General features: G+C 59.3%; 10 protein-coding genes. All 10 read right to left on the bottom strand.

Annotated elements, in window-relative coordinates; translation table 11 throughout:
* Positions 1–200 precede the first annotated feature (200 nt).
* The 10 genes from KOM00_RS17480 to KOM00_RS17435 all read right to left on the bottom strand — a co-directional run bounded on the left by KOM00_RS17480 (position 201) and on the right by KOM00_RS17435 (position 12129).
* Positions 201–848, bottom strand: a complete 648-nt coding sequence (locus tag KOM00_RS17480; protein ID WP_216500206.1) for an SH3 domain-containing protein — start codon at positions 846–848, stop codon at positions 201–203.
* Positions 793–1617: an N-acetylmuramidase family protein gene (locus KOM00_RS17475; RefSeq protein ID WP_216500205.1), complete on the bottom strand. Its 825-nt coding sequence runs from the start codon at positions 1615–1617 to the stop codon at positions 793–795. The genes KOM00_RS17480 and KOM00_RS17475 overlap by 56 nt, the downstream gene beginning before the upstream one ends.
* A gap of 316 nt (positions 1618–1933) precedes the next feature.
* Complete coding sequence (locus KOM00_RS17470; RefSeq protein WP_216500204.1) at positions 1934–3388, bottom strand: NADH-quinone oxidoreductase subunit N; 1455 nt, start codon at positions 3386–3388, stop codon at positions 1934–1936.
* 31 nt (positions 3389–3419) lie between these two features.
* A complete protein-coding gene (locus KOM00_RS17465; RefSeq protein WP_216500203.1) occupies positions 3420–5099 on the bottom strand; it encodes an NADH-quinone oxidoreductase subunit M in 1680 nt (559 codons plus the stop codon).
* A 50-nt stretch (positions 5100–5149) separates the two neighbouring features.
* On the bottom strand, positions 5150–7159 hold the full coding sequence (nuoL, locus tag KOM00_RS17460; protein WP_216500202.1) for an NADH-quinone oxidoreductase subunit L: 2010 nt from the start codon (positions 7157–7159) through the stop codon (positions 5150–5152).
* Between the two features lie 136 nt (positions 7160–7295).
* The gene (gene nuoK / locus KOM00_RS17455) at positions 7296–7598 is read right to left on the bottom strand and encodes an NADH-quinone oxidoreductase subunit NuoK (protein ID WP_183343823.1); all 303 of its coding nucleotides are present in this window, start codon (positions 7596–7598) and stop codon (positions 7296–7298) included.
* 19 nt (positions 7599–7617) lie between these two features.
* Positions 7618–8121: an NADH-quinone oxidoreductase subunit J gene (locus KOM00_RS17450; protein ID WP_216500201.1), complete on the bottom strand. Its 504-nt coding sequence runs from the start codon at positions 8119–8121 to the stop codon at positions 7618–7620.
* A 10-nt stretch (positions 8122–8131) separates the two neighbouring features.
* A complete protein-coding gene (gene nuoI / locus KOM00_RS17445; protein WP_216500200.1) occupies positions 8132–8530 on the bottom strand; it encodes an NADH-quinone oxidoreductase subunit NuoI in 399 nt (132 codons plus the stop codon).
* A gap of 42 nt (positions 8531–8572) precedes the next feature.
* Positions 8573–9622, bottom strand: a complete 1050-nt coding sequence (nuoH, locus tag KOM00_RS17440) for an NADH-quinone oxidoreductase subunit NuoH (RefSeq protein WP_216500199.1) — start codon at positions 9620–9622, stop codon at positions 8573–8575.
* A gap of 41 nt (positions 9623–9663) precedes the next feature.
* A complete protein-coding gene (locus KOM00_RS17435) occupies positions 9664–12129 on the bottom strand; it encodes a molybdopterin-dependent oxidoreductase (protein WP_216500198.1) in 2466 nt (821 codons plus the stop codon).
* Positions 12130–12211: the final 82 nt, after the last annotated feature.

Raw genomic sequence — 12211 nt, 5'->3', positions numbered from 1 at the left:
ACTGTGAGTATAAGTGCTATGAAAGCGCTCCGGAACGCAAGTGAGGTTGTCATAGCTCATACCTCCCATAAAGGTAAAGATTGGTCTCCCTCCTTCTCCGTGCAGTCAGTCCGTTATGATGATGGTGACACTCATAAAGAGTTCCATCTAAGGATGATTGCCAGAAGCCATTTTCAGTAAGGGGGCAGTACGGGACGTTTTCACGGCAATCGTTGTTCTGCAGTTTTATCGGCACGGATCCACCCGCGTGCTCGCTTCTCGCCGCCTGTCGTTTCCACTAGAAGCCAGTCTCCGCTTTCATCAATCACTCCAACAGTTGTACCCACGGTAAGACGTTGTCCCCGTTCCTCAGAATCTGTTATGCTTTTACGTAACCTCACGGACGCCACAATCTTCTTTAGGTTCTGCCAATCCGTCGGATACAGTAAATCAAATGAAAGCCCTTCTGCGATGTCAGGCAACAATACAAGTCCGCATCCAGCATGTTCTCGCCCCCCAGGAACTTTCAGCTCTACGCCTTCATTTACGGCCTTGATAAGTCCTGGCAACTGACGATCGCTCCACGTGGTTATTTCAGCGACACCTCCCTGTGCCTTGCCTTTGAAATAAAATGAACAGGTCTTACGCACGCCTTCGCCTTGGCTTTCTTGATACCGGCCAGTGATACTGCCACTCTTGTCCATAGCTATAATTACGTTTTCATAAATCCCCGATCGGAACTCTCCCGCTTTGCATTCGAACACATAGGCGTGGAAGAGAACCAATGCCCCACCGACAAGGCTGAAAAACCGCTTATTTGGCAGCATACTGTCTGTACGCGTTTTGTATGAGCGTATCGTAGTTGCCATAGTCCTCCCCATTGTATATAAGTGCCATCTTCTTGAAGTTTTTTGCCGCTATTGCAGCGATCAATTCACCTCTAGCCTTGCAAAATTCTATAAAGGCCAACAATTGTTGCCGCTCCCCTGACTTCATCGCCTTTACGAAATCGACTACCCTACTAAAACCGCAGCTCCTGTAGTTGAAACCCATAATCTGAAACATTCCCCAAGAGCATGAGTGAAGTGCCGCATCAAAGTCTAAGGCTAAAGCTTGTCGCAGGGTGAACCAGGCAGTTGCATGATCCCGGTTGTTTTTCTTCCACTGGGGGCCTGCCTTAACCCTGTATTGGTAAGAGAGAAGAGGATGGCTTAAGTCATGTTTTCTTTTGGTGAGACGTCTAAACACATGGCCTTCAAAAGCAAGAATGGGCCGTCCATCTGGCCCGAAACCTTTGTGCCCCCCACATTCGACCTCGGCAAACGCCTTTATGATTGCCACAGAATCCTTCAAATTGAGCGAATTTGCTGCATCAATAAAATCAGTCTCATCCAGGCGCTTCGTAGCACCGGGAATCCGTTCCATGATCTTCGCGATCTGGTTCGAGTTCCCAGGATCTGCGACTACAACACACGTCGGGGAGGCAAAATCTTTATGCCCCAGAGGTCCTGGTGTGTCTCCTACAAATGATCTTGGCGTGTCTGGTGATGCCGCGTCATTGTGGCCGAGAGGGCCAGGGGTCAGGGAGGGGCGCTGGAAAGGGTCACGACGTGAGTGGAATTGGCGGGAACCGGCCATCTTGGAACCTCCTAATGGAGAGCTCGTGAAGATGGAAATGTACCAAGGGGGGGACAGGTGTCAATCTTCGATGGGGGGGATGGTGGTTCCATCGGGGTGAACGTCACCGCTTTGGGCTGCCGTCGCCTGTAGCCTGACCAAGGGCGTGCCTTGGGCAACCTTGGCTGGGCGAATGATTATTCGCCCCTACAGGAGGCCACAACCGGTCCTTATTCCGCAACCGACATGAGAGGTTCAGGCTGCGACAAGGGACATACAAACGCAAAGAGGGCACCCGGTGACGGGTGCCCTCTTTGATTCTGCTATCAATCTTGCCTTAGAACTGAACTGCCTTCTGCGCCAGCTCGAGGACGGTGCCCGGGACTACGCCGAGAACCAGGGTGGCGCCTACGGCTACCAGCAGACATACTGCGATGGCCGGGGTGGCACCTGCCCACTCGAAGTCTTCTTCCGGGTCTTTCATGTACATGAAGACCATGACGCGCAGGTAGTAGTAAAGCGACGCTGCGGAGTTCAGTACGCCGATGATGGCGAGCCAGACGTAACCGGCCTTGATGGCTGCGGAGAAGAGATAGAACTTCCCGATGAAGCCCGCGGTCGGCGGCATGCCTGCCAGGGAGAAGAGGAAGATGCTCAGCACCATGGCCAGAAGCGGCTTCTTGTGGCCGAAACCTGCCAGGTCCTGCACGTTGCCGTTAACCTCGCCCTTCTTGGTGATCAGGATGATCACGGCAAAGGCGCCGATGTTCATGAAGGCGTAGGAGAGCATGTAGAACAGAATGCCTGCGGCGCCCTCGGCGTTGACTGCTGCAAAACCTACCAGCGCGTAACCTGCGTGGGCGATGGAGGAGTAGGCCAGCATCCTCTTCACGTTGTCCTGGGAGAGGGCGATGATGTTACCGACGGTCATGGTCAGGACGGCCAGGATCCAGAGAAGATCGCTCCACTCGGCCCTCAGCATCGGGAAGGCGAAGATCATGACGCGGATGAAGGCTGCGAAACCTGCCGCCTTGGGACCTGCGGACATGAAGGCGGTCATCGGGGTCGGTGCGCCCTGGTAAACGTCCGGGGTCCACATGTGGAACGGAGCGGCGGCAATCTTGAAGCTGAAGCCGACGGCGATCAGCAGCATGCCCACCACGAAGAGCGGGTTGCTGGCTACGCCGGGGTTGCCCATCACGTAGGAGGAGATGGCCTGGATCTTGGTGCTGCCGGTCGCGCCGTAGGTGAGCGCCATGCCGTAAAGCAGGAAACCGGTGGAGAAGGCACCGAGCAGGAAGTACTTGAGACCCGCTTCGTTGGACTTCAGGTTGTCACGGTTCCACCCTGCCAGCACGTACAGGCAGATGGAGAGAAGCTCGAGGCCGAGGAAGATGACCATCAGGTCGGTCCCGCTCGCCATCAGCATCATGCCGACGGTGGCGAACAGGATCATCGGGTAGAGCTCGCCCTGGTTGCAATCCTCCTGGACCATGTAGCGGTCGGATATGAGGATCGCAAGGCCCGCGGAGATCAGGAAGATGACCTTGAAGAAGATCGCGAAGTTGTCCTGCACTACCGATCCGTTGAACGCTGATACCGACGGCCCCCAGCCGCCCACGGCGCTCGCCGCGGTCACTGCAAGGCCGATGATGCTCAGGTAACCGAGGTAGGCCTTGTTATTGCCCGGCACGAAGACGTTGACGAGCAGCAGCACCATGGCGATGCATGAGAGTAGGATCTCAGGCATGATCACTGCCAGGTTTATGGCCGGCATAGCAATTGTTTCCATCTATAATCCTCCGTCAGTAGTTCTAAGCGGTCTATTTTGCTTCGTTGTTTGCGGGGATGGCCGGGTGTCCTGCGGGCATGCCGGCGGGTGCTGCGCCTGCCTCCGGCATGGCCGGATGACCTGCGGGCATACCGGCGGGTGCCGCACCTGCTTCGGGTACTGCCATGTGGCCCGGGGGAAGCGCCGGAACTGCCGGAACTGCCGCCTCTGCCACCTGCTTCTGCACCTTGGTCTGCGCGATCATCTTGTCAATGGACGGCGCCATGCTGTCGATGATCGGACGCGGGTAGATGCCCAGGAAGAAGATCAGGAAGATGAGCGGAAGCATGATGGCCACTTCGCGCGCGTTCAGGTCCTTCAGGGTCTGGTTCTTCGGGTTCTTCAGCTCGCCGAACATCACGCGCTGGAACATCCAGAGCATGTAGACGGCGGAGAGGATGACGCCGGAGGTGGCGATGATGGCGTACCAGCGCAGGTTGCTCTCGAAGGAACCGAGGAGCACCAGGAACTCACCGACGAAGCCGTTGGTGCCCGGCAGGCCGATGGAGGAGAAGGTAACGATCATGAACATGGTGGCGAAGACCGGCATCTGCTTGGCCAGGCCGCCGAAGTCGGTGATGAGACGGGTGTGACGACGCTCGTAGATGAAGCCGACGATAAGGAACAATGCGCCGGTGGAAACACCGTGGTTGAGCATCTGCAGCATGCCGCCGGTGACGCCCTGCTGGTTGAGGGCGTAGACGCCCAGCATTACGAAGCCAAGGTGCGCTACCGAGGAGTAAGCGACCAGTTTCTTGACGTCCTGCTGCACCATGGCGACCAGCGAGGCGTAGATGATGCCGATCACGGAAAGGGTGGCGATGAGCGGGGTGAACTGAGCGTTCGCCTCCGGGAACAGCGGCATGGCGAAACGTACGTAACCGTAGGTACCGCACTTCAGCATGACGGCGGCCAGGATCACGGAGCCGGCGGTCGGTGCCTCGGTATGGGCATCCGGCAACCAGGTGTGCAGCGGGAACATCGGGACCTTGATGGCGAAGGCCAGGGCGAAGGCCAGGAACATCCACATCTGGGTGGTCGGGTCGAGGTGCAGCTGGTAGAAGCGCAGGATGCTGAAGTCGCCGCCGCCCGCCTTGAAGTAGAGGACGATCAATGCGACCAGCATGAGGAGCGAACCGACCGCGGTGTAGATGAAGAACTTGACTGCCGCGTAGATCCTGTTCTTGCCGCCCCAGATACCGATCATGAAGTACATCGGGATCAGCATGATCTCCCAGAAGATGTAGAAGAGGAACAGGTCGAGCGAGATAAAGGTGCCGATCATGCCGACTTCGAGGAGCAAGAGGCAGATCATGTATTCCTTCACCTTCTCCTCAACCGCCGTGTAGGTGGAGAGGACGGCGATCGGCATGATGAAGGTGGTCAGGATGACCAGCCAGAGGCTGATGCCGTCGATGCCCAGATGGTAGCTCATCTGGAAGGGACCGGCAGCGATCCAGGGGATGTTCTCGAGGTACTGGAAACCGCCGATGTCGCTCCCCGGCGCGTTGTACCCGGTGATCAGGGGCAACGAGAGGACGAACGTCACCACCGTAACCGCCATGGCGATGGTACGGAGCACGCCGTGGCTGTTCTTGTTCACAAAGAGGAGCAGTATCGCCCCGATCAGCGGTGTGAAGGTTAATATGCTCAGTAACGGTAGCTGGTTCATTTACTCTGCTCCTTTTACTTACAGGTCAAAATTATCTCAAGTCTCGTGTCTTAGCGGAAGATGTACACCGCGACGATCAGGGCCACGCCGAACACCATGGTGAAGGCGTAGTTGTGAACGAAGCCGGTCTGCACGTAGCGCAGGATACCGGAGAAGCCGCGAACCACGGCGGCAACGCCGTTCACGATGCCGTCGACAACCAGCACGTCGAACCCTTTCCAGAGGAAGTTGCCCAGGGCCTTGCAGGGGTTGACGAAGGCGAAGTCGTAGATCTCGTCGACGTACCACTTGTTGTAGACCGCGCGGTGCAGCGCCGGGAAGGTGGAGGTGAACTTCTCCGGGAAGCCCGGTGCCACGATGTACAGCGCGAAGGCGAGGGCGATGCCGCCGCAGGCGATCAGGACAGAGACACCCATGAGGCCCCACTCCATGGCGACGGAGTGCAGACCGTGCGCGCCGTGCGCCTCGGTGTAATGGGTGGAGTAAGCGAAGACCGGCTCGAGCCAGTGCTCGAAGTAGTTGGGGAATGCACCGCCAGTGAAGAACTCGCTCAGGACCTTCGGAACGCCGACGTAGCCGCCGAAGATGGAGAGGAAGGCGAGGCAGACAAGCGGCACGGTGATGACCCAGGGGGACTCGTGCAGGTGGTGGAAGGCTTTCTCGGAAAGACGGGTCTGGCCGAAGAAGGTCATGAAGACCAGGCGGAACATGTAGAAAGCGGTCAGGCCTGCTGCGATGGCGCCCGCGCCCCAGAGAACGTAGTTGACTGCATGGTGATGCGGGTTAGCGAACGCCTGCCAGAGGATCTCGTCCTTGGAGAAGAAGCCGGCGAGGCCCGGGATACCAGCGATGGCGATGGTCGCGAAGAGGAAGGTCCAGAAAGTGACCGGCATCTTCTTCCTCAATCCACCCATGTTCCTCATGTCCTGCGGGTCCGCTTCGGAGTGCTCATGGTGCAGCGCGTGGTGCATGCCGTGGATGACGGAGCCGGAACCAAGGAACAGGCAGGCCTTGAAGAAGGCGTGGGTCATCAGGTGGAACACGCCGGCGGTGAAGGCGCCGACCCCCATGGCCAGGAACATGTAGCCGAGCTGGGAAACGGTGGAGTACGCGAGCACGCGCTTGATGTCGTTCTGCGCGGTGCCGATGGTCGCCGCGAAGAGCGCGGTGGCGGCGCCGACGCAGGCGATCACGAGGAGCGCGGTCGGGCTCTTGATGAAGATGAAGTTCATGCGGGCGATCATGTAGACGCCGGCGGTGACCATGGTGGCGGCATGGATGAGCGCGGAGACAGGGGTCGGGCCTTCCATCGCGTCCGGCAGCCAGGTGTAGAGCGGGATCTGGGCGGACTTACCGGTGGCACCCAGGAAGAAGCAGAGACAGACGGTGGTGACCACGGCGCCCGGGACCAGGAGGTCGGCGTTCTTCGCGAGCTCCACGAAGTTGATGGTCCAGACGTTGTGGTTGGTGCCCAGGTAGTAGAAGAGGGTGAAGAGACCAAGGAGGAAACCGAAGTCGCCGACCCTGTTCATCACGAATGCCTTCTTGCCCGCGTCGCCGGCGCTCTTCTTGTGGAAGTAGTAGCCGATCAACAGGTAGGAGCAGAGACCCACGCCTTCCCAACCGATGAACATGAGGAGCAGGTTGTTGCCCGACACCAGGCAGAGCATGGAGAAGGTGAACAGGTTCAGGTAGCAGAAGTAGCGGTAGAACCCTTCCTCACCGTGCATGTAGCCGATGGAGTAGAGGTGGATCAGGAAACCGATCCCCGTCACGATCATCAGCATGGTTGCGGACAGCGGGTCGATCAGGAAGCCGATATCGGCCTTGAAGGTACCCGACTGGATCCAGGTGAAGATGGTCTTCTGGATCACCCGCTCCTCGCCCGGCAGACTCAGGAGCTGGAACAGGATCCCGCAGGCGACCATGAAGGAGGCGAACACGCTACCGGCGGCGATACCGCCGATGACCGTCTCGTTCTTTATCTTCTTGCCGAGTAGGCCGTTGATGACCGAGCCGATGAGAGGGCACAGTGGGATCAACCATACTAAATCAAACATCCCTGACTCCTTTGTTCTGTATTCTTATAAGTCGTATCTTGGCAAGCGGCACGTCGCCGCCCATTCGCTTTGTACTGTTGCGGATCTCTCCGCCCTCAGCTGAGCGCATCCAGTGGCGGCGGCCTGAAGCCCCGCTCTAGAGCTTCAGCAGGTTGACGTCCTCAACGTCGATGGATTCGCGGTTCTTGAAGAAGGCGATCATCAGCGCGAGACCGACGGCTGCCTCGGCGGCGGCCACGGTCATGACGAAGAAGACGAAGACCTGTCCGTCGATGTTGCCCAGGTGCCTGGAGAAGGCGATGAAGGTAAGGTTCACCGCGTTCAGCATCATCTCGATGCACATGAAGATGACGATGGCGTTTCTCTTGGTCAGGACCCCTATGGTCCCGATGGCGAAGAGTATGGCCGAAACTATCAGGTAATTTTCGATCGCTAGCATGTCTGTTCCCCTCGTAGCGTTAGATTTTCTTTTTGGCCAGGATGACTGCGCCGACGATCGCGGCCAGAAGCAGCACCGAGGTGACCTCGAACGGAAGCAGGAAGTCGGTGAAGAGCGCCTTGCCGATCAGCTCGACGTGGCCCACGCTCACGATCTGCTCCTTGGTCATATCCCCCACCTTGCCGGTCATGGATCCCTTCATCAGGAACCAGACGGTCTGGAAGAGTATGAACAGGCCGATGGCGCTTCCCGCGATCACCGCGTGGGTGCCGCGCTTGACGGTCTCAACCCTCACGTTCAGGAGCATGATCACGAAGATGATCAGGACCATGATGGCGCCGGCGTACACGATCACCTGGGTGGCCGCCATAAAGGGGGCGTCCAGCATGACGTAGAAGGTCGCCAGGCAGAAGAAGGTCATCACCAGCGACAGCGCGCTGTTGATCGGGTTTTTGCAGGTGACCACGAGTATGCTGGAAATAACGGCCACCGCAGCCACGACGAGAAAGAAGATCGATTCCATTGCTGCTCCTTTATTTCTTTTCTAAGAGTCTGTCTTTGGTGTAGGTGAAGTCTGCGCGCGAATAGTTGGCGAGTTCGAACTGTTCCGTCATCCGGATCGCGTCAACCGGGCACGCTTCCACACAGTAGCCGCAGAAGATGCAGCGCAGCATGTCGATCTCGTACTTGGCAGCGTACTTGTCGTGGTTCTGGTCCTCGCCCGCCTCGACCGTGATGCACTTGGCCGGGCAGACGGTGGGGCAAAGGTAGCACGCAACGCACTTGGCCTTGTCGTGGGACACGTTGAGCGCGTGCAGTCCACGGAAGCCAGGCTTGACGTCAGGACGCTCGGTCGGGTACTGCAGCGTGACCGGCTTCTTGAACATATGTGAAATGGTGATCTGAAGACCTTTGATGAGCGGCATTATCATTTGCGGCACCTCGCCTAGAAGTTGTGTAGCTTGACTCTTTCTCTACTTGCTGATGAACATGACCCAGAGGCCGGTCGCAACCACGTTGACCAGGGTGAGCGGCAGGAACACCTTCCAGCCCAGACGCATGAGCTGGTCGTAGCGGTAACGCGGGTAGGTGGCCCTGATCCACATGCAGAGGAAGATCAGGAAGTACACCTTGGCGATGAACCAGAACCAGCCGGGGAGGAAGGCCGGGCCGTGCCAGCCGCCCAGGAACAGGGTGGTGGTGACGGCGCAGACGGTGATCATGTTGGCGTATTCTGCCATGAAGAACATCGCGTACTTCATGGAGGAGTATTCGGTGCAGAAGCCGGAGACCAGCTCCGTCTCGGCCTCGGGAAGGTCGAACGGGGTCCTGTTGATCTCGGCCAGGGAGCAGATGAAGAAGATCACGAAGGCCAGCGGCTGCTTGAAGGCGTACCATGCGCCACCTGCCTGATCGGCGACGATCTTGTGCAGGGAGAGGCTCTCGGAGAGCATGAACACCGAGATGATGGCGAGGCCGGCGGCGAGCTCGTAGGAGATCATCTGTGCCGCGGAGCGAAGCCCCCCAAGGAGCGAGTACTTGGAGTTGGAGGCCCAGCCGGCGAGCACGATGCCGTAGACGCCCAGGGAAGCCATGGCCAGGATGTAGAGGACGCCGACGTTGACGTCGAAGACCTGCTTGCCGGCCTGGTCGTAATACGCCGCGATCTGCAGCGGTACCGTGTACCCCCCGATGGTCACGCTGTCACCGAAGGGGATGACCGCGAAGGAGATGAACGCCGGGATCAGGGCGACGAGGGGAGCGATCAGGAAGGCGAACTTGCTCGCCTGCGATGGAATGATCTCCTCTTTGAAGAACAGCTTGACGCCGTCCGCGATCGGCTGCAGCAGGCCGTGCCAGCCGGTCCTCATGGGACCCAGACGCACCTGCATGTGCCCGATGATCTTGCGCTCCGCGTAGGTGGCGTAGGCCACGGTAAGGAGCACGAAGACAAAAGCTACGAGCACTTTGGCAACCATGGCTATGTAGTACGCGACCGGCAGTCCTAAGATTAGCGTATCCATCTGATAGTCTTCCCCTCTTGTATAGATTTTCTAGCGATCAATTATTTCTTCGCGACGGTGACGTAGGTGACTTCCGAACCGTCGGTGATGGTGTTGACGCTCCCCTCACCGAAGTGGTACGGGGAGAAGACCACGCCCTGGGGCACCCTCTTGCCGACCTTGGCGGCAACCAGCACCGCGCCGGTTCCGGAGGTGACGGTCACCTGGTCCCCTTCGACGATCTTCAGGGCAGCCGCGTCGGCTACGTTCAGTTCGGCGTAGGCATCCGGGCAGACGTACATGGGGCCTTCACCGAAGCGGCTCATGGTGCCGCAGTGGTAAAGCGCGCTGCCGGTAACCAGGGCCAGCTTGCCGGCGGCCGGTGCTGCGGACTTGGCTGCGGCCGGGACCAGCTTGGCGGCAACCGCGACCGGGTAGACCGCACCCTCGTCCTTGAGCCCCGCCTGGGTGAGACCCTTGTAGGCCGGGACGGTGGCGGCGATCTCGGTGAAGACCTCGCCCTGGTTGTTGTAGCGTGCGCCGCCCAGGGACTGGGAGAGTGCATTCAGGATCTCGAAGTCGCTCTTGGCGAGGCCGATGGCCGGAATCGCCTTCCTCACGTTCTGGACCCTGCGGCCAAGGCTCGTGAAGGTGCCGCTCTTCTCGGCGAAGGAGCAGGCCGGGAGCACCACGTCGGCAAGTGCCGCGGTCTCGGTGAGGAAGAGGTCGGAGACCACCATGAACTCGACGTTCTCCAGGGCCTTCTCCACCTTCTTGCGGTTCGGGTAGGAAACAACCGGGTTCTCGCCGGCGACGAACAGGGTCTTGATGTTGCCGCTCGTGCAGCCGTCGATGATCCCCTGGGCATTGAGGCCGGTCGCTTTCGGGTAGATCCCCATGTCGACGGCGCCCTGGCTGTTGTTCTTCTCGCCCATGATGAGGAGCCCCGCGCCTTCCTTGCCGACCTGGCCGGTGAGGATGGCGAGGTTCGCTGCCGCGTTGGCAAGCGCCGCGTTGTGGCCGGGGTAGCCCAGGCCGATGGGGAGGATGATGAGCCCCTTCTCTGCGGAGGCGAACTCCTTGGCGATGGCGGCGATCTCCTCTGCGGTGACCCCTGCCTTCTCGGCGGAAGCGTCGGCGACGGCCGCCTTCAGGGCGTCGAGCCCTGCGACGCCTTCTGCGGCGAGACCCTGGTCGATGACCGACTTGCAGAGGGCGTTGAAGAGGGCGACTTCGCTCCCCGGCGCGTGGACGGTGGTCTTCGCGCCCGGCAGGCGGGTCAGTTTACCTTTCTTGTCGGAGACGATCCGGAGGGCGACGCCCTTTCTCTTCACCCCGAGGTTGATCTCGAAGCCGATGACCGGGTGGGTCTCGTAGGCGTCGCTCTTCACGACGAGGAGCTGACTGGACTTCTGGATGTCGGCGATCTCGGCCGGGGAGGCTGCCACGCCGAAGGAAGCAAGGGCCCCCTTGGTGAGCGCCTCGTGGGCGTAGCCCGCCGAGTGGTCGATGTTGTCGGTGCCGACGGTGCCGCGGAAGAGTTTCTCGAACAGGAAGAGCTCTTCGTTGGTCAGGCGCGCGGTGGCGAGTGCGGCGACGGAAGCGGGGTCGCTCTTGCCGGCGGAGAGCCTGGAGGTCACCTCGGCGAGCGCCTCTTCCCAGGTAGCTTCCTGGAGCTTGCCGTTCTTGCGAACAAGCGGTGCGGTCAGGCGCTTCTCGGAGTTGACGAACTGGTAGCCGAAGCGGCCGCGGGTGCAGAGCTGGCCGTTGTGGAAGCCCTGGTTCTCGTCGTAGATGGTGGTGAGGACCTTGCCGTCCTTGGACCCCAGGGTCAGCTGGCAGCCGGTGCCGCAGTAGGAGCATACGCTCTTGGTCTTCTGCAGCGCCCACCAGCGGGCCTTGAATTTGAACGGGCGGGAGTTCAGCGCGCCGACCGGGCAGACCGAGACGCAGGAGCCGCAGAACTCGCAGTTCAAGGGGCCGTCGAACTCGGTACCCATCTTCGCCTCGATACCGCGGTTGATGAAGGTGTAGGCACCGTAGGAAACGATCTCGTCGCAGATCCTCGCGCACTTGCCGCAGTGGATGCAGCGGTTCATGTCGCGCTCGATGAGCGGGTTCTCGTAGTCGATCTCGTGGTTGAACTTCTCGTCCACGAAACGGTTCATGTTCACCTTGTACTCGTAGGTGAGGTTCTGCAGGTCGCAGTCGCCGGCGGCATCGCAGACCGGGCAGTCGATCGGGTGCTTGAGGAGCAAGAGCTCCAGCACCAGTTTCCTGGCCTTGACGATCTCGTCGGTGGTGGTCTGCACGATCATCCCCTCGGTTACCGGGGTGGTGCAGGCCGGGATGAGGCGGCCCTTCATCTGCTCGACCTCGACCAGGCACATGCGGCAGCCGCCGAACGGGTGCAGTTTCTTGTCATGGCAAAGGATCGGTATCTTGATGCCACAAGCCTTGGCGGCGTCGTAAATGGTGGCGTCCTTTTCTACCGCAACCTGTTTTCCGTCTATCGTAAGATTTACCATCTCGACCTCTGTCTCCCCGGAGTCATAAAACTAGTTCTACGTTCTATGTTCTACGTTCTACGTTCACGGCCTAAGGTTTTAA

It is taken from the genome of Geomonas diazotrophica, assembly GCF_018919385.1.
Lineage (GTDB): Bacteria > Desulfobacterota > Desulfuromonadia > Geobacterales > Geobacteraceae > Geomonas > Geomonas diazotrophica.
The sequence above is the reverse complement of the archived record's forward strand: the minus strand, read 5'-3'. Positions and strand labels throughout refer to the sequence as shown.